Source organism: Microcoleus sp. Aus8_D2 (assembly GCF_036702665.1).
Lineage (GTDB): Bacteria > Cyanobacteriota > Cyanobacteriia > Cyanobacteriales > Microcoleaceae > Microcoleus.
In genome coordinates this window covers 1-20094 of sequence record NZ_JAUBUN010000004.1, presented here as the reverse complement: position 1 = coordinate 20094, position 20094 = coordinate 1, and the positions used below count along the sequence as shown (strand labels likewise).

The window sequence follows — 20094 nt, the reverse complement described above, 5'->3', positions numbered from 1 at the left end:
AGCAGCACGCATCCAGCTCCGAATTGTGAACTGTATCCGCAATAACAAAATAGATTGTTTAATGTTTTTAGTTAAGAACTTATAAGTTTTGCGTTAATAAATTACAATTAAAACTCTGCCGCTGGCATGACGAATCGTGGCAAAATTATGCGTTATGATTTATCAGTTTGGATTTGAACTAACAAATCCTAATTACGAAATCCCAATTACCAAATCCCAATTACCAATCACCCATAAAAATCATGCCAAACTCAATGTTAAATAACGATCCCTTGTGGTTCAAAGACGCCATCATTTACGAAGTACCAATTCGCGCTTTTGCAGACAGCAACGCAGACGGCATCGGCGACTTTCGGGGACTCACAGAAAAACTGGATTACCTGCAAAACTTGGGAGTAACAGCAATTTGGGTACTGCCATTTTTTCCCTCGCCACTCCGAGACGACGGCTACGATACATCTCACTATACCACCGTCAACCCGATTTACGGCACGTTAGACGACTTTAAAAACCTTTTAGAAGCAGCGCACCAGCGCGGAATTCGAGTCATTATTGAGTTAATTGTCAACCACACTTCAGACCAGCACGCATGGTTTCAGCGAGCGCGCCGCGCCCCGAAAGGCAGTAACGAAAGAGATTTTTATGTGTGGAGCGATACGCCGGAAAAATATCAAGATGCTCGGATTATTTTTCAAGATTTCGAGACTTCTAATTGGGCTTGGGATGCGGTAGCTAAAGCTTATTACTGGCACCGTTTTTATTCGCACCAACCCGATTTGAATTATGACAATCCCGCCGTCCGCCAAGCCATTTTAGATGTGGTAGATTTCTGGTTGGAACTGGGAGTAGATGGACTGCGCATGGATGCCGTACCTTATTTGTACGAGCGCGAAGGTACTAACTGCGAAAACCTGCCAGAAACTCACGTATTTCTCAAGCATTTGCGCAAGCACGTAGATGAAAAGTTTCCGAACCGGATGCTGCTTGCTGAGGCGAATCAGTGGCCGGAGGATGCGGTTGAATATTACGCGGGTGGGGATGAATGTCACATGAACTTTCATTTCCCGCTGATGCCGCGTTTATTTATGGCTTTGCACATGGAAGATAGCTTCCCAATTAGCGATATTCTCCAGCAAACTCCGCACATTCCCAATAACTGTCAGTGGGCATTGTTTTTGCGGAATCACGATGAATTGACGCTGGAAATGGTGAGCGATGAAGACCGAGATTATATGTATCGGGTTTACGCTCAAGATACTCAGGCGAGAATTAATTTGGGTATCCGCCGCCGTTTGGCTCCGCTGATGGGAAATAACCGCCGCCGCATTGAGTTGATGAATGCTTTGCTGCTGTCTCTTCCTGGTACGCCGGTGCTTTACTACGGCGATGAAATTGGGATGGGTGATAATATCTATTTGGGCGATCGCAATGGGGTAAGAACTCCGATGCAGTGGAGCAGCGATCGCAATGCCGGTTTCAGCCGCGCTAACCCGCAGCGGCTGTACGCGCCGCCAATCGTTGACCCTGAGTATCACTACGAATCTGTTAACGTGGAAGCGCAGCGGGCGAATCCAAGTTCTCTTTGGTGGTGGATGAAACGCTTAATTGCTGTTCGCCAGCGCTTCCAAGCATTCGGCCGCGGCACTTGCGAGTTTCTGTACCCAGAAAACCGCAAAGTTTTAGCTTTTGTGCGCACTTATCAAGACGAACACATCCTCGTAGTCGCTAATTTGTCCCGCTTCGTGCAGACGGCAGAATTAGATCTTTCTCCGTTTAAAAATGCTGTGCCGGTGGAGATTTTCGGTCGCGCTGAGTTTCCACCTGTGGGCGAATCGCCTTACTTTTTGAGCTTGAGTCCTCACACGTTTTACTGGTTTACTCTGACTGCTAAACAAGAGGAATTTTCGCTGCACGGCTTTAAGACAGATTTGCCGAGTTTGGCGGTTGTCGGCAATTGGAAAACGGCTTTTGCAACAACTCAGTTAAGCGAGATGCTGCTCTCTCTTTTGCCGAATTACTTGCGAAGCCATCGCTGGTTTGTGGGTGCAGATAGGACAATTCAATCATTTGAAATAAGTGAGGTTGTGCCTGTTGAATGCAACAATAGTAGCGGAGAGGAATCTACAGTTTACATTCTGTTTTTGTTGTTGAATTATACTGAAGGAATGCCGGAAACTTATGTTTTGCCCGTAGGTTGGGAAGAACTTAAAGGCGAGCCGGACGATCGGGCGATCGCGCGCCTGCACTTCCCTGAAAGCAGCGAAGCCGGGGTGCTATTTGATGCTGCTGGGGACAAAGGCCTGCTGACCGCGCTCCTGAGGGCGATCGCCAATTCTCGCAGTTACAAAGGTACAGCCGGTCAACTGCTAGGAATTGCCGACAATATATTCAACTCAGACCAAGATTTATCGCAGCTCGAACCTCACCTGTTCAAAAAAGAACAAAGCAATACATCCGCAGGTTACGGCGATCGCTACGTCCTAAAAATATTGCGAAAAGTCGAGGAAGGAATCAACCCCGAATTAGAAATCGGACGCTTTTTAACCGATCGCAACCCGATCCAACACTACGCTCCAATTGCTGGAGCCTTGGAATATCACACAGCCGAAAAACAAGTAATTACAGTCGGAATACTGCAAAAACTAATCCCCGACAGCAGGGATGCTTGGTCTTATACATTAGACACGCTGCGCGACTATTTCGAGCAAGTAATGGCAGTAGAAGCAAAGCATTCCGGCGATAATTTATCTACAGCCCCCGAAAACTATTTACCCAGCGCTTTGACCGGACAAATGCGACAGTCAAACTCGCTAGTAGCCGATTTATCCCTAGAAATTCCCGCATTAGCTCGCGAGCTCATCGGCTCTTACTTAGCATCAGCCGAACTTTTAGGTCAGCGGACAGCGGAACTTCACCTCGCTTTAGCTTCAGACACAGAAAATCCGGCTTTTGCTCCAGAAAACTTCACCTCATTTTACCAGCGTTCCATCTATCAACACATGAGAAATATGGCAGGAAGAACTTTGCTGCTGCTGAAAAAGCGGCTGTCCAAACTGCCGCCAGAAACGCAGAAATTGGCACAAAATCTCCTCAACCGCGAAGAGTTACTCATGGAACGTTTCAAGTCTATTTTGAACTTGAGAATCACGGCGGATCGAATTCGCTGTCACGGGGACTTCCATTTCGGACAAGTTCTTTATACAGGTAAAGACTTCGTAATTATTGATTTCGGAGGAGAACGGAATCGACCCTTAAGCGAGCGGCGGATGAAGAGGTCGCCCCTGCGAGATGTGGCGGGAATGCTGCAATCTTTCAATTATGCTGTTACTTTGGCGCTGCGCAATGAAGTAGAAAGCGGTATGATCCGCCCTAAAAATCTCCCAGAAATGCAGCAGTGGGCGAACGTTTGGCACCGCTGGGTCAGCCTCACTTTTCTTAACAGCTATTTGGTAACAGCAGCCGATGCCAGTTTCTTGCCCAAATCGATACCGGAACTACAAGTTTTGCTGGATGCTTACATTTTGGAAAAAGGGGTTGCTGAGCTGGCCTACGAACTCAATTACCGCTTGGATTGGGCGGAAATTCCGCTGAAGCGGATTCTGGAATTGTTGAATGTCAATCGCAAGCCTTAGTTGATTTTTAATTGTTGAGTAGGGTTCGCAGTGCGAACCTTACATTAACTCATCAAAGGTTTGTAGTGAGGACTTTAGTCCTTTATGGATGCGGACTCGCATTCCTCACTATAAACCCATTTTATTTCTCAAAGGTTTGTAGTGAGGACTTCAGTCCTTTATGGATGCGGACTCGCATTCCTCACTACAAACCCATTTTATTTCTCAAAGGTTTGTAGTGAGGACTTCAGTCCTTTGATTTTTGCGGACTCGCATTCCTCACTACAAACCCATTTTATTGTCAGCGGATTTGATGGTTTGCCACCGAGACGATCGCACTATATAATGTGTAGCTGACATTACTTAAAATAAAGAGCGGCTTCATATAAAACTTTTTCTTGATGAGTTAACAAAGTGCAATCAGAAAGCGGGTAAGCCACACAAGTAACAGCGTAGCCAGCTTGCAATTCTGACGGCTTTAAAAACTTTTGTTCGCTTTGGTCGATTTCACCGCTAAGCAGTTTGGCAACGCAAGCAGAACACTCTCCTTGCTTGCATCCATTCGGCAAGCGGATGCCGGCATCTTCTGCCATATCTAGGATATACTGGTCGTCCGGTACTGCGATCGTGCGATCGAGCGATCGCTCTTCATTGACCAGCCGAACTTGATAAACTGCCATTTCCACCTCTGATATCTAGATTGCTTGTATAGTCGAGGACGCATCGAGACCAAAGAAACCGGGTTTTTCAGCTAATTTGTGGACTGCGACGAAGGATTTATAAAAAAACCCGGTTTCTGACTGTTCGTGCGCCTGCAAACCAAATTGCGATCGCAACCCGAATTATCGGCTGCTAGACAAGTGCTTGTTGATAATCCAGATTTTCGTCTAGATAAATAGCGCGAATATCCTCCGGCAAATTTGACTCTAAAGTTTGATATCCTTTTTGTAGCAAAGCCTTGACTTGAGCGGGGGAAATAGCTTCACCTTCTGCTTGCAAATAAGCTGCAATTCTAGTTTCGCTCCAGCGGAAAGTCTGAGCCATCAACACAACTAAACGCGGCAGTGGCGCTAACAATTCTAAGGCTTGTCTGACGTAACACCACAGGGGAGGCGGAGCGGATTGCAAAGAGTAGTGAATCGACTCAACAGGGGGCAATTCGGCTTGATTGATGCAGACAGCGGTGACATTAATCAGCCAATTTTGGAGACTGAGATTGCCGCCATCAGACTCTTGGGTTTCGCGGCGCAAATCGAGGCCTCGGAGCTCGTGATAGATGTGCTGCCAGGTGTGGGCGAACAGGTAATCGCCTTGTACGGGCGATCGCACGGAATGGCGGATCAGGGAGTGTACAATTTGAGCGTAGCGGCAAAAAATTGCCGTAAAGAAGCGACCCTGATCGGGGTGATTTTGAAACAGGGTCAATAATTCCTGATCGCTGTGATGGAACAGGGATTTGACCACAGGATGGTTTAGTTCGGAAAAAACAGGTGCTTGCACAATTGTTCTGGAATAGCTTTGTTAATAATTGCTGATGCACCTGAATCATACTCTATCTATTAAGCCACTGTCTAATAGTTTTTTGAGTTTCGGGCGATTTGTCTCTCGAAGGAATTGGATTGGGCGATCGCACTTGCTCCGCTAAGGTTTTTGAGCAGGCTGCGGCTGCTTTGGATCACCTTTTATTGCTCCAAAGCGCTGCAATGTGTGAGTGTACCAGTCGAACTCCCGCGAATTGGCAAATTTTTCGCTGTTTTCATCGCATTTTTGCTTTTCGGTTTCCAAACTTGCTGTGTCGCTTTTAGCTGCTTCCAGCACCTCGAACAAGATGCAGTGAGTTAGCCCTTCTCGGTTTTCAGGCTGCTGTTTTTCGTCGAGAGCGATCGCAATTTTGAGGTGGTCAATAGCTTCGGGGTAGCTCTTTTTTTGTAATAGCGTCCATCCCAGGTTTTTGTGCAGCTTGTATTTCAATTGTTCGGTTTGAATATTCTCCAACCCGATGCGAAACATCGCCTCAGCTAGGGTGTAATCTTGTTTGAGAAAAGCTACGCGCCCCAAATTGTTGAAAGCTTTGTAGTTGTTCCCGGCCAAGGCAGTTTGATACGATGTTCGAGCGTCGTCTAATTTGAGCATGGCTTCGTAAACTTCGCCCCGATGCAGGTAAAAATCCGCATTCTCGGGGTCAAGAGCGATCGCTTGGTCGAGGTTATGTCCTGCTTGCTCCAACTGACCTTGAGCAAGATTTTTTTGTCCGTTTTGACTGTAATATTTAGCAAGAACTGGCAGGGAAGCGTTGAGGGCGATCGCGCTCAGCAGCATGATTGCTGACAAGCCGGTAGTAACTTCAGACTGGTATTTTAGAGGAATTTTCAAATTCTTGAGCAAGCGTTCAACAAATTCCTGCCCCCCTTTTGTGAACGATCCGCCTGCTACCAGGAGTGTCAGCCCGCTTTGGCTGAGCATCCCAAATGCTTCGGCGATCCCGACGCCGCCTGCACCAAACCGTGGCTGAATGCTGCTAATAAAGCTGGTAGTCGTTACTAAGCAAGCAACACTCAGTAATTGCCACACCCAGTCCCACTGTTTTGACGGCGACTGGAGTTCGTCGATGTACCACCACCACGCAGCCTGCGGGGGATTGAAACTGCGTCGCCACTTACCTAAGTTGGCTGTTTCGTTAATTGACTCAGCCTGTTCTTTCAAGCGATCGTCTAACTGAAGTACAGTAATTAAACTTTCAGGAGCAGGTTGAGGTGTGCGTCCGAGAGTGGCACTAAGGACATCCCGCGCTGCGAGAACTTCTAGGACTTCTTCTGGCTGTGGATTTGATGCCTTCTCGATCGCCCTCACTGCGACCTCATAGCGAGCGATCGCACAATCTAAATCAGAGGTAATTTCTACATCAGAAATCGTCATCGTGACTACACAACATTTTTTGAATATTGTCTACTATCCTAGGACAGTTAATATCCGATCGCCAGCTTTTTATTGTAAATTTGCCCCGACTTACGGAAAAACTCTATTCGTAGGGTGCGTCCCAGCGCACCTTAATACTACAGATAACCATAACCTCCACCCCCTGGAGTCTCAATGACAAACACATCCCCCGATCGCATTTCCACACTCGCCGTACTCCCCAATTCCTCAACATTTCCATCAAATCTTTCAACATAATTCCGCCCAACTTTCCCCGCTTCCCCCCCATGCAAACCGCAGGGAGAAATCACCCGCCGCCCCGACAAAATACCCGCCGTCATCGTTTCTAAAAACCGGATTTTCCGCACTACTCCATTACCGCCGCGATGATTTCCATTTCCGCCGCTGTTTTCGCGAATGGCAAAACTTTCTAACAACACCGGAAACCGCCATTCCAACACTTCTGGATCGGTTAAACGGGAGTTAGTCATGTGAGTTTGCACCGCATCTGTACCGTCAAAATCTGCACCCGCACCCGAACCGCCGCAAATTGTTTCATAATATTGATAGCGGTGATTTCCAAAGGTAAAATTATTCATGGTGCCCTGAGAAGAGGCGATCGCACCCAACGCACAATACAAAGCATCCGTAATATTCTGCGACGTTTCCACATTTCCCGCAACCACCGCCGCCGGATAGCGCGGATTCAGCATACAGCCTGCGGGATTGATGACTTCCAGAGGTTTCAAACAGCCCGCATTCAGAGGGATATCGTCATCTACCAAGGTGCGGAAAACATACAACACAGCCGCTTTACAAACCGCAGCCGGAGCATTAAAATTGTTGAATTGCTGGGGAGATGTGCCAGTAAAGTCTATTTTCGCACTGCGCGCCGACTTGTTAATTGTAATAGCTACCTTAATTTGTCCGCCGCTATCCATCGGATAAGTAAACTCGCCATCCGTCAAAACCTCAATTACTCGCCGCACCGACTCTTCAGCATTATCTTGCACAAAACCCATATAAGCTTGTACTGTTTCTAAGCCGTAATGTTCTACCATCTTGAGAAGTTCTGCTAAACCGCGATTGTTGGCAGCAATTTGCGCTTGCAAATCGGCGATATTTTGTGCGACATTGCGAACCGAAAAATCCCCGGATGTGAGAATTTGTAGTAATTCTGGTTCTCGAAATTTACCCTCGCTAACTAGCTGGAAATTGTCAAGCAAGACGCCTTCTTCAGTGACTATTTTACTGTTGGGAGGCATGGAACCGGGAGTGATGCCGCCGATGTCCGCGTGGTGTCCCCGGGATGCGACATAAAACAAAGGAAGAGAAGAAGAATTATCAAATACTGGAGTAATTACGGTGATATCTGGTAAGTGCGTGCCGCCGTTGTAGGGATTGTTAGAAACATAAACATCGCCCGGTTTAATTGTATTGCTTTGTGCTAATATTAAAGCTGCAACGCTTTCGCTCATGGAACCGAGATGCACGGGAATGTGGGGCGCGTTGGCAACTAATTGCCCGTTTGAATCGAAGATTGCACAGGAAAAGTCGAGGCGTTCTTTGATGTTGACGGAGGAACTCGTGTTTTGCAATGTGACACCCATTTGTTCCGCGATCGCGCGAAACAAGTTATTAAATATTTCGAGCAAAACTGGATCTGATTTATCCGCAGATGAACACGAATTAACTGCATTTATCTGTGTGGATCTGCGGTTCAAAATTAAGTCATTATTTTCAGTAATTTCGCCTTCCCAACCAGGCTCTATGATATTAGTTCCAGTTGCTTCGACAATCATCGCTGGGCCGCTAATGCAGTCGCCCCGCAAATCGTCTCTTTGATAAACAGGCGTTTCCCGCCACCCGCTAGTAGCATACATTTGCACCGTAGAGATTGGCTGTGCGGGTATCGAGTCCGCATCACAAGAGGGGGAAGTTGTAGAATTATCCAGTACATCCATTCTTTCTACAACTTCCACCGAAACTGCTTCGACAATCAGCGATTTTTCCGGCATGATAAAACTATAACGCTGTCGGTGCGCCGCTTCAAAATCCGCCTGCATCTCCTCAAAAGTGCCAGCAAAATTCACCATCAAAACAGAATCACTTCCCTGGTATTTTAAATGCAGCTTCCTAACAACCAAAACCTCTTTCTCTCCCTCCGCGCCCTCTGCGCCTCTGCGGTTCAATTCCCTCTTTCCCTCCCCCTCCAATTGCGCTAAAACATCCTGCAAATCACCAATTAATTCTGTATTTAATAATTGCTCGATCGCCCTTTCGCGAATAGCCCGCACATCAGCCAAACCCATACCGTAGGCGGATAACACCCCCGCGTAAGGATGAATAAACACCCGTTTCATACCCAAACTATCGGCGATCGCACAAGCGTGTTGGCCGCCCGCACCCCCGAAACAGCACAAGGTATACTCGGAAACGTCATAACCGCGCTGAAGCGAGATTTTTTTGACCGCATTAGCCATCTTCTCCACCGCGATCGCCAAAAAACCCTCCGCCACCTGTTCCGGTGTCTTCTCGCCCCCAATTTCCCCCGCTAACTGCACGAATTTTTGCCTTACTACCTCGGGGGCGATCGGCAAATCTCCCTGCAATCCAAACACCTTCGGGAAAAAATCCGGTTGAATTTTGCCCAACATCACATTGCAATCAGTCACCGTCAAGGGGCCGCCTTTCCGATAGCAAGCGGGGCCTGGATTTGCGCCCGCCGACTCCGGCCCGACGCGGTAGCGAGCACCGTCAAAAAAGACGATCGAACCGCCACCGGCTGCTACAGTGTGAATTGCCATCACGGGCGATCGCAATCTCACCCCAGCAATTTCTGTCTCGAATTCGCGTTCGTATTCGCCGTTAAAATGGGCAACATCTGTCGAAGTTCCGCCCATATCAAAGGTAATAATTTTATCGAAACCTGCTTTTTTACTGGTTTGAACTGCACCGACAATTCCCCCAGCCGGCCCGGATAAAATACTATTTTTTCCTTGAAATTGGGCGGCATCTACTAAACCGCCGTTTGACTGCATAAACATTAATTTTGGGGATGGGGCATTGGGCATGGGGCATGGGGCATTAACCTCGTTTATAGGCTCTGCCTGTAAACGCATATCCAGAGGCTCTGCCTCGCTCAACTGACTAATTACTTGTTCGACATAACGGCGTAAAATCGGAGATAAATAAGCATCAACAACCGCAGTATCTCCCCGCGAAACTAATTTCATCAGAGGGCTAACTTCGTGAGATACTGAAATTTGAGTAAAACCAATTTCTCTGGCTATTTGAGCAACTTGTTTTTCGTGATCCGAATAGCGGTAGCCGTGCATAAAGACGATCGCACAACTGCGAATTCCGTCATCGTAGGCTTGCTGCAAAGACGGGACAAACTCAGGATTGACAGCAATTAACTCTTCGCCTCGGGCGCTGTAGCGTTCTGCAACTTCAATAACGCGATCGTACAACATCTCGGGCAGCACAATGTGGCGGGCGAAAATATTCGGGCGGTTTTGATAGCCAATTCTCAGCGCATCGCCGAAACCTTTAGTAATTAGCAGGATTGTGCGATCGCCCTTACGTTCGAGTAAAGCATTTGTCGCCACCGTCGTACCCATTTTAATCGCTGCGATGTCGCCCGCCGGTATCGATTCCCCCGCCCCAATCCCCAAAATATCGCGAATTCCTTGCACTGCTGCGTCGGTGTAGCGATCGGGATTTTCCGACAGCAGCTTGTGAATTACTAGCTTACCGTCGGGCTTTTGGGCTACTATATCGGTAAATGTACCACCGCGATCGATCCAAAATTGCCAGGAAGTGCGATCGGGAAAATTAGCATTCATATCTTTTTTCTGCTCTTTGTTAATAAAGTAGAATTGTTCAATAAAACGATTTCAAAGTCAATTCATAAAAGTCACAACCTTAGAATCCTAAAATTCATATCTATTTATTTATTCTATTTTTCACGTCTTGGGGGTTTGCAAAAAAAGTGCCATGCAGCACTTTGCATGACAAAAAATTACAGTCACGGCAGCCACAATAATTACACATTAAACTTGACATCTATATCCATTGACATAGATTGTTCTGTCAATTATCCCTTGAACATGAATTCCGGTTCATAACCTTCCACAGGCTGTTTGTGCATGGCTAAAAATGCTTCGCCAATTTTCTCAGGATCGAACGCACTTCCCACAGCAACCTGTCCCATAATACTGAGGATTCCAATGCGAATAGGAGTGTCTTGCAACTCCTGAGAAAGAGTCATAGCCAAGCTACGAATGCCAGCTTTACCAATGCTGATCGATGCGGCACCATCCCACGGGTAATGCGCCCAGCCACCGCCTGTAAAAAGAATACTGCCTTGGGATTGGGCTTGCATGGCTGGCAAAACGGCTTTTGCAGCAACTAATGCCCCAACTACGTTTGATTTAAAATCTTGAGTCATCTGTTGTGCATCTAACGCGGTAGGTTTGCCATAGCTGCCGGAAACGACGTTGTAAACCAAGACTTCTGGAGTACCCAGGGTTTGCAAAAGAGAGGCGATCGCGCCCGCCAATGATTCCTCATTACTCGCATCTGCCGCCACAATCTCGCACGTGACTCCAGCATCGGTTAACGACTTCACCGCATCCGCGTACTTGTCGGGCGATCGCGCAATCAGCCCCAGCGTATAACCTGCTTTACCAAAGGCGCGGGCAATGCCAAATCCCACACCTGTTCCAAATCCCACAACAATACATAACGCCATTTATGATTCCTCTTATTAGATAGTAGGTTGTAGGTTGAAACTATACTAACTCAAATTTTCTATCTTTCTTAATAGAGGGCGATCGCCTGAAGCATCATTTGATTTATCAAAAATGCTATATATATCGAATAGCCTCAACCAATCCCTGACAAACACCCGCGAGAAAATCCAAATCCAAAGTCTCAATTCGATCGCTAGGCTGATGATAATGAGGATTCCGCATATTAGCCGTATCCGTCACCATAATCGCCGGATAACCATTATCCCAAAAAGGAACATGATCGCTGCGGCGAGTATCCGGTACAATCAAACCTCGATTCGGCACCGGCAGCCACTCGCAAGGTTGACCGACTTTGCGGATATTTCTGCTCAACGCAATCATATCGCGCACAGTCCGCAGATTTCCAATTAAAGCAATAAAATTGCCGCAATTCGGATAAAAATATTTCAGTCCCGCCGGATAGCTTTGGGAGTTCGGAGTGCGATCGCAATAACCCAACATTTCCAAAGAAATCATCAACCGAATTGACTGTTGCTGTTGTTTGTATTTAGCTGCATGATGGCTGCTTCCAAAATAACCAGCTTCTTCCATATCAAAAGCAACTAACTGTACTGGATATTTTAGCGCTTGAAGTGCGAGATCCCTTGCGAGTTCCAGCAACACAGCAACACCCGTAGCATTATCATCAGCCCCGGGCGTACCGGGCACAGTATCGTAATGAGCGCCTATGATAATCGTCGGCAACCCCTGCTTGCTTGCCTTTTCGGAGGGGGGTAAATCCAAGATAAAATTGTGATGAATTCGCCCGCGTACCGTAAAATCGTCGATTTCTACAGTGCCCCACTGTCCCAACTGTTCGCGAATGTATTGCTGGACATAGAAGTGTCCTGCGGATGCCATGTAAGGATTGCGATCGCGTACAATTTGAATTAGGTGGCTGTGCAGGCGTTCTTTAAGCTCCATGCGATCGCAGATACAATGAGTACACTAAGATTATATTCTCTTTGATCATAAAAATTCGAGGAAGACAAGCAAAATGCCCTACAGCGATTTCACCTTAGAAAGAGTCAAGCGAACCTTTGAGTTAACAACTGTGGAAACAGTCGATCTCTTCGGAGATATACCGGAATTAGCAAGCAGCGCGTTATTGACTGAGATTCTTCGCTACAATGTACCTTTAGCCCTTGCTAGTAACAGTGAAAAAGCGCGATCGGAAATGATTATTTCCCCAATTTTAATCGATTTGAGAAGACAGCTCAAAGAACGGATTAATTTATTTTCGGGAGTAGAGTTTGACGTTGATAGCGCCAGGGGATTAAATGGAGTTTGTGACTTTATTATTAGCGACTCACCCGAAATACTATTTGTTAGTGATCCGATAATTACCTTAGTGGAAGCTAAAAAGGAAAATATTAATGCTGGGTTAGGACAGTGTGTGGCGGAAATGTTAGCAGCAAGGATATTTAACGAACGTACAGGTAATGAAATTTTGGCAATTTATGGGGCGGTGACAACTGGGAGTATTTGGAAATTTATCAAATTAGAAGGAAGTGTCATTTATATCGATCTGACCGAATATTATCTAAAAGATGTGAATAAGATTCTGGGAATTTTAGCAAGTGGAATTATTTCGCAGTGAATTAAATGCGATATTTATAGCAATTTTCAAAACTCTTACAACATTATTCGTAGGGTGTGGATACACCGACCAACCCCAAACAAAAACCCACAATCTCATAGCGACGCACCTGACACAATCGTGGAAGCAAAAGTCATCAATTATCTTGAAATAATCTGCGTTCATCTGTGTTGCATCTGCCTGCAATCTGCGGTCGATCGCTCAATTAAACACTTTAACTGGTTCCAAGGCTCTGCCTGGGAACCCATGTAAGCGAGGCTCTGCCTCGGCTGCGCTCATGTCGGCAGAGCCGACCGATCTGCATTACCAGGCTCTGCCTGGTAACGAGTAGTCCCACAAATCATTTAGGATTGCTATATCTTGCCGATACGCTTCGCGAACTTAACATTATTCAAATATACACAATATCCGGAATCAATAGCAACACACCTGAATAATTAATTAGGACTTCCGCACCAATCGTCAGAAACCGGGTTTTTTGCATCATACCTCGTCACAGCACAAAAACTCCCAAAAACCCGGTTTCTTTGGCTATTATCGATAAATCCTCGTATAATAATAAGTTAATCAAGCCGCGCAAAACATGGCAGAAAACTACCTGCGAATCAATCACGACGGCGATTCCATTCAACTATCCTGGCAGCGCGGCCGCGCAGCATCTCGAAACGCCCCTCCCGTCACCTTTGCACATCCCTTTGATAGCAAAGTCTTAGATGCTTTGCGCTGGTATCTTGAAGAATACCTGCGCTTTCCCTACGGGCTCGAACCGGAAAATGCGAAAAAAATTGAACGGCAGTTGCAAGCTTGGGGACAGCAGCTATTTGACTTAGTATTTCGCAGCAGCGACAAAGCGCGGGAGTTTTTTCAGGAAGCGACGCGAGACGGATTGGATAGGTGCGAAATTAGCATTGTTTCCGACGATTCTGCCGTACTCAATTTGCCCTGGGAATTGCTGTTTGCGCCAGATTATCAATTTCTCGCGCCTTTGCTGGCGGGGATGTATCGCAGTCTTAGCAACTATCCTGTTCGGGCAGAATGGGGTACAATGTCTGACGAACAATTAAATATTTTATTGGTAATTGCTCGACCCTACGGCGATCGCGATATTAATTTTCAAACTATCGCCCGCCCGATGTTGGAGGCGCTGAAACCGATTCAAAAACAGGTAAATCTCACTGTATTGCGTCCCCCCAGTTTAAAGCAGTTTGAAGCAGAACTTAACGCCCGCAAAGGTTTTTATCATATTGTTCATTTTGACGGACACGGCGACTTTCAAGCTGACAGCAACACCGTTCAAACTCAATATGGAAATTTGGGAGAAGGCGTTTTAGTTTTTGAAGATGCAGGTGGCAACCCGGAAATAGTTACTGCTAGGGAAATTGCCCAATATTTGACAGATTGCCGCGTGCCGGTGTTTGTTCTCAATGCTTGCAAGTCGGGACAAGCTGGGGAAGAAGCGTTTTCTTCCGTGGCGGGACAGTTGGTGAAATTGGGTGCAAAGGGCGTCGTAGCAATGGCTTATTCTGTCTACGCCCAAGGTGCGAAACACTTCATGGGAAGGCTGTACGGGGAATTGGTGCGGGGACAAGACATCGCCTCTGCTGTGGCGGCGGGGCGCAAATCTATGTTGATAGACAAACAGCGCCCCAGTCCCAAAGGGCTGTTACCGCTGCAAGATTGGTTGGTACCGGTGCTGTATCAGCAGGAACCTTATCAGCCGTTTACTCCTGGCACAACTCCCACAAGCCGTGAGGAGAGACGTAAAGAAAGACAGCCAGCTAAAAGTCACCTGAGCAATCTACCACAGGAGGGACGCTATGGTTTTATTGGGCGAGATTACGATATTTTGTGCTTGGAAAGAGCTTTTCGCCAAAATCATGTTGTGCTGTTGCAGGGGATGGCCGGCGTTGGGAAAACTGAGTTGGTAGGAGGGTTTGCAAAGTGGTTGGCTGATACTCAAGGGCGCACTGGAGGGATTTTCTTGACTTCCTTTGAACAAGATGGAACGTTGAGTAAAGTTGTGAATCAAGTGGGAAAGGAAGTTTGGGGTGACGATTTCTCTAAAGATTTACTAAAAGACCAAATAGAAGATGTGCTGGAGTATCTGCAAACTAATCCTTGTCTGCTGATTTGGGATAATTTTGAACCGGTGAATGGGTTTCCCCAGGGGAATCAGCCGCTTTTACCGGCTGCGGAAAGAGCAAGCTTGCAGCAATTTCTCAAAGAGTTGCGCGGGGGGAATTCTTGGGTGCTGATTACCAGTCGGCGCGAGGAAAATTGGTTGGATTGCGGTTACGCGCTGCGGAGTTTGAAGGGATTGGTGCAGCCGGATGCGGAAGAGTTGGCGGCGCGAATTCTGCGGGAAGCGGGGGTTGACAGGGCGAAATTGCCCAAAGAATATCTGGAGTTGTTGAAACTGTTGGGCGGACATCCGCTGTCGCTGAGGGTGGTGTTGCGGCATTTGAAGACGCAAACTCCGGTGCAGTTGATTGAGGCGCTGCGGCAGGGATTGGATACTTTCAAGGGTGCAGAGGAGGAAGGGAGAGAGAAATCTTTAACGGTGTCGCTGGATTATTCGTTTGCCAAATTGTCGGCACGGGCGCGGCAGCATTTGCCGTTTTTAGGGCTATTTTGCGATCGAGTATTTGCAGGTTGGCTTCATGATTTTTCAGCAAATCCTGATGATGAATACGGACAAGCATATCAGGTGGTGTTTGGAGAAAACTTGCAGCTATCGGATTGGATTGGACTGTTGAATGAAGCGACTGCTGCGGGAATTCTGGAAGATTGGGGGTCAAGTATTTACAAAATTCACCCGGCATTGCCTTGGTATTTGCGACAACAGTTAGACAAAATGGGTTCCCAGGAGGTAATCAATACCCTAGAAAAAAAGTTGCTGGTTTTCTATGCAATGTTGGCGGATAACTACCGTGAGAAACTGATCGGCAATGCGGAATTGGCAAGCTTTGTGCTGCGAGTGGAAGAACCGAACCTATTGCAACAGTTACGACTGGCAGAACAACAGGAAGAATGGGCTTATGCTCAAGCAATTCTGCAAGCATTGGGGGAAGTATATCAACGATGGGGGCGCAAACCGGAATTTAAGTTTCTGCGAGAACGGGCGCTGAACCAAATTGGCTTCCACTTGGCACAAGCAAAGGCAAAGGGGCAAGATGCTTTTGATTTCTGGATGTATCTGCGGGGAGTAGATGCAAATGAAGCTCTTGCAAGTGCCGACTTGGAAACAGCGAGAGCCTTTTATCAAGAAATTTTGGATGAACTGACAGCCTTAAATGATCCCTCCGTGAATAACAAGATTGCCAGTATTAATCACAATCTAGGAATGGTAGCCGAAGAGCAAAGGCGGTTTGACGATGCGATCGCCTTTTACAACAAAGCTCTCCAAATTAGAGAAGATGCGGGGGATTTGTACAATGCTGCTGGGAATTATCACCAACTAGGAATGGTAGCCCAAGAGCAACGGCGGTTTGACGATGCGATCGCCTTGTACCACAAAGCTCTCCAAATTTATGAAGATGCAGGGGATTTCTACAATGCTGCTATGGACTATCACAATCTAGGAATGGTAGCCCAAGAGCAACGGCGGTTTGAGGAGGCGATCGCCTTTTACCACAAAGCTCTCCGAATTGTTGAAGATTTGGGGGATTTCTACAGTGCTGCTAGCGACTATCACAATCTAGGAGTGGTAGCCCAAGAGCAACGGCGGTTTGACGAGGCGATCGCCTTTTACCACAAAGCTCTCCAAATTAAAGAAGATTTGGGGGATTTCCACAGTGCTGCTAGCGACTATCACCATCTAGGAATGGTAGCCCAAGAGCAACGGCGGTTTGAGGAGGCGATCGCTTTTTACCACAAAGCTCTCCAAATTAAAGAAGATGCGGGAGATTTATATATGGCTTCATATCCCTGTCATTCATTAGGAGAAATTGCCAAAGAGCAAGGAGATTTTGAGACTGCTGTTACCTATTTCCAAAAAGCATTTGAAGCCAGAAGTGCAGCAAATGATTGGCGCAAAGCATCCTCAACCCTAACTGCATGGGGCAGAACCCTGGAAGCCCAATTAAATTGGACTGAAGCCACGAAAATTTACCTTCGTGCCTTAGCCATTGACACCGAGCATAATGAAGAATGGGTTAGCTCGGATATCGCCGATTTAGGGCGGATGCTCAAGCAGTTGGGAGACAGTCAGTTTAAGATAATTTGGCGAGAGTTTACGGGTGATGATTGTCCCGAAGAGTGGTTTTCAGCTATTCAGAAAGCCAGTGAAACAGAGTCCGATTGAATACACGTAATTCCTGTAGGGGCGGGTTCGCCAACAATATCCGACAATAATCGACAATCTCAAAAACCCGCCCCCACCCCACTGCAATTTCAATGTACCCGATCTTTCGATCTAATAATTTAATAAATCTCGGATTTATCGATTTTGGCTATCATCGTCTGGTATTTTGCAAGAGGTACATGGCGATTTACCGTTGGGTGGGGGCGGGTTTTTCAGGCGTTCGAGCGGATGCTAATATGGTTGGCGAACCCGCCCCTACAAAAATCGCGATCGAATGCGATTTTGGCTATCATCCTCTGGTATTTTGCAAGAGGTACATGGCGATTTACCGTTGGGCGGGGGCGGGTTTTTCAGGCGTTCGATCGGAGGCTAATATGGTTGGCGAACCCGCCCCTACAGAAATCTCGATCGAACGCGATTTTGGCTATCATCGTCTGGTATTTTGTAAGAGGTACATGGCGATTTACCGTTGGGCGGGGGCGGGTTTTTCAGGCGATCGATCGGAGGCTAATATGGTTGGCGAACCCGCCCCTACAAAATCTCGATCGAACACGATTTTGGCTATCATCCTCTGGTATTTTGCAAGAGGTACATGGAGATTTACCGTTGGGTGGGGGCGGGTTTATGAGATTGTCGATTATTGTCGGATATGGTTGGCGAACCCGCCCCTACAAAATCGCGATCGAACACGATTTTGGCTATCATCGTCTGGTATTTTGCAAGAGGTACATGGCGATTTACCATTGGGTGGGGGCGGGTTTTTGAGATTGTCGATTATTGTCGGATATGGTTGGCGAACCCGCCCCTACGGTCATTGCGAGCGATCGCACAGCAGCTAACATCCGGTGCGATCGAGCATTACAGGTATAATATCATTACGATCACAATTGTTTAACTAACCTACCCGCGATCGACCCTATGGAACCGATACTCACTCCCGCCGAAATGAATGAAATGCGATCGATTTTGCAAGATTACGCTCCCGCTAAAGAAGCCTTGGCGGCGATCGAAAAACATAACGGCAGCCTTGACATGAGCTTTGATGAAATGTGGGGGGAAAACAACAATTTTGAACAGTATATACAGCCAAAAAGCGGTAAATCCCTATTACAAGTCACGCTAAAAACTCTCCGCGCGGAACTCTGCGGCAATGATGGCTTGCGCGCTCAATTCAAAGACTACACGAAAAACCCTGGAAGTGCGCCTTTACTGACGGGATTAATAGTTGCTATTGTCGGTTTAGGCGCTTCGTCGGGAATCCCGATCGATCCTAGTATAGCTACTATTATTGTTCTGTATCTGCTCAAAATTGGTCTGAATATTTTTTGCGAATATACTGAACCTGCGAGTTAGAAATTCGGCGCGATTTAGGATAATTACTTTTGACAATTTTCAATATTTCTGTCATTGCGAGGAACGAAGCAATCGCCAAGACTCAGATTGCTTCGTTCCTCGCAATGACATATTATAGTTTATTAGAGTATAAAAATTCAAAATTTTGAATATAATGACTGGTAATCAATTCTCGCTATAGCAATTTTCGACCGCCTAAAATACGGACACGGCAGTGCCGTTTCCCTACACGATAATCTAAACCTCCGACTCCAATTCTGTAGCCCGCACTTGCACGGGAAATTCAACTGCATTCAACTCCGACGACTCTAATAACTGCACTTCATCTTTAGAATTCACTGCACCGTTTCGCCCTTTCCCCAACTTCTGGGCTAAAGTATCCCGCTGGTTGATTAAATAAATACTCACCAAAGTCAGCCCAACTCCCATCGATTGCAGCGGATTTAACACCTCACCCAACAACAAATTGCCGAACAGCAAAGCAAAAACCGGAGTCAGAAACGTCAGAGAACTTAAACTCGTCAGACTGCCACTTGAAGCAAAATAAAAGAATAAACCGTAGGCGATCGCACTTCCGAACACTGTAGAATACCCTAAAGCCATCCAACCCGACAAATCGATATTCACAAACTGCTCCGACTCAGTAGCTGCCGAAATCGCCAACAACGGCAAACCCCCTAAAATCATGTGCCAGCCCGTCGCCACCACCGGATCGACATAGCGGCACACCCAGCGCACCAATACCGTACCCACAGCCATCGATAAAGCCGCCAACAGCATCAACCATTCCCCACCCTGAAACACACTTTCGATACCCGCAGAAACCTGCGCGCTTTCAGGATGAAACAGCCCCGAAATAAAGCCATCCGGCAACCCAATCAAACTGATGCCGATAACGCCAATTACTAAGCCCAACCAGCCCCAAAAACCAATTTTTTCTTGAAACAGCCACAAACACAAAATCGCCACAGCTAGCGGTTGAGAATCAATCATCACCGAACCCAAACCCGCACCGGTTCTCGCCAAACCTTCGGCTAAAAAGCCTTGAAACAAAGTACCGTCAACCAAAGCAAACAGCGAAATCCACAGCCAAGCTTTCCAACCTTGGGGCTGCTGTTTTCCCATCAATGCCGCCGCCAGCAATACCAACACGCCCGCAGGTACTAAACGCACCACAGCCACAAACAGCGGTGTCGTGTGCGGCATCACGCCCTTCATAGCTACCATCGCGGTTCCCCACAGGAAAAAGGGCGCAATGAGCAACAGCGGGGCAAAGGGCAGTTTAGAATCGGTAAGTTTTAGCTGCATGGCGGAGGCTCCAAGTAATTGATGAGAGTGGCGCTCTCGGGAATGATGTAGATTTGTTAAGCAATTTTTACAATTATATATCGAAGGTGGGTTAAGTGCGATCGCGCGCGCGGCCAGAAACCGGGTTTTTCACCCAGATATTCGCTTCAAACCCTGAATCTCTGCCAAAAACCCGGTTTCTTGAGTCTCATCGCGCGGCCAGAAACC

12 protein-coding genes are annotated in these 20094 nt (G+C 47.0%); 5 read left to right on the top strand and 7 right to left on the bottom strand.

The genetic code is table 11. The annotated features are described in order from the left end of the window. The first annotated feature begins 254 nt into the window (after positions 1-254). The gene (treS, locus tag QUB64_RS04260) at positions 255-3632 is read left to right on the top strand and encodes a maltose alpha-D-glucosyltransferase (protein ID WP_333325291.1); all 3378 of its coding nucleotides are present in this window, start codon (positions 255-257) and stop codon (positions 3630-3632) included. Positions 3633-3970: 338 nt separating this feature from the next. Here the strand turns inward: treS and QUB64_RS04255 are convergent, their stop codons facing one another. The 6 genes from QUB64_RS04255 to QUB64_RS04230 form a co-directional block, all read right to left on the bottom strand. Continuing rightward, positions 3971-4291 carry a 2Fe-2S iron-sulfur cluster-binding protein gene (locus QUB64_RS04255; protein ID WP_293157012.1) on the bottom strand — a complete coding sequence of 107 codons (321 nt, stop codon included), beginning with the start codon at positions 4289-4291 and terminating at the stop codon, positions 3971-3973. A 172-nt stretch (positions 4292-4463) separates the two neighbouring features. After that, on the bottom strand, positions 4464-5111 hold the full coding sequence (locus QUB64_RS04250) for an RNA polymerase sigma factor (RefSeq protein ID WP_333269587.1): 648 nt from the start codon (positions 5109-5111) through the stop codon (positions 4464-4466). 141 nt (positions 5112-5252) lie between these two features. Further along, a complete protein-coding gene (locus tag QUB64_RS04245) occupies positions 5253-6527 on the bottom strand; it encodes a tetratricopeptide repeat protein (protein WP_333269588.1) in 1275 nt (424 codons plus the stop codon). A gap of 137 nt (positions 6528-6664) precedes the next feature. Then, positions 6665-10375: a hydantoinase B/oxoprolinase family protein gene (locus QUB64_RS04240; RefSeq protein ID WP_333269589.1), complete on the bottom strand. Its 3711-nt coding sequence runs from the start codon at positions 10373-10375 to the stop codon at positions 6665-6667. Positions 10376-10626: 251 nt separating this feature from the next. Continuing rightward, positions 10627-11283 (bottom strand): SDR family oxidoreductase, encoded by a 657-nt coding sequence (locus QUB64_RS04235; protein ID WP_333269590.1) that lies wholly within the window; start codon positions 11281-11283, stop codon positions 10627-10629. Between the two features lie 115 nt (positions 11284-11398). Next, positions 11399-12247 (bottom strand): M28 family peptidase, encoded by an 849-nt coding sequence (locus tag QUB64_RS04230; protein WP_333269591.1) that lies wholly within the window; start codon positions 12245-12247, stop codon positions 11399-11401. A gap of 73 nt (positions 12248-12320) precedes the next feature. On the opposite strand from QUB64_RS04230, the gene QUB64_RS04225 reads away from it, so the two are divergent. The 4 genes from QUB64_RS04225 to QUB64_RS04210 all read left to right on the top strand — a co-directional run bounded on the left by QUB64_RS04225 (position 12321) and on the right by QUB64_RS04210 (position 18579). Beyond that, the gene (locus QUB64_RS04225; RefSeq protein WP_333269592.1) at positions 12321-12923 is read left to right on the top strand and encodes a hypothetical protein; all 603 of its coding nucleotides are present in this window, start codon (positions 12321-12323) and stop codon (positions 12921-12923) included. A gap of 583 nt (positions 12924-13506) precedes the next feature. After that, entirely contained in the window at positions 13507-17226 is a 3720-nt protein-coding gene (locus tag QUB64_RS04220) for a tetratricopeptide repeat protein (RefSeq protein ID WP_333269593.1), read from the top strand. 179 nt (positions 17227-17405) lie between these two features. Next, a complete protein-coding gene (locus QUB64_RS04215) occupies positions 17406-18065 on the top strand; it encodes a hypothetical protein (protein ID WP_333269594.1) in 660 nt (219 codons plus the stop codon). 79 nt (positions 18066-18144) lie between these two features. Further along, on the top strand, positions 18145-18579 hold the full coding sequence (locus QUB64_RS04210; protein ID WP_333269595.1) for a hypothetical protein: 435 nt from the start codon (positions 18145-18147) through the stop codon (positions 18577-18579). Between the two features lie 237 nt (positions 18580-18816). Here QUB64_RS04210 and QUB64_RS04205 read toward each other — a convergent pair whose 3' ends face one another. Next, the gene (locus tag QUB64_RS04205; protein WP_333269596.1) at positions 18817-19887 is read right to left on the bottom strand and encodes a DMT family transporter; all 1071 of its coding nucleotides are present in this window, start codon (positions 19885-19887) and stop codon (positions 18817-18819) included. Between the last annotated feature and the right edge of the window lie 207 nt (positions 19888-20094).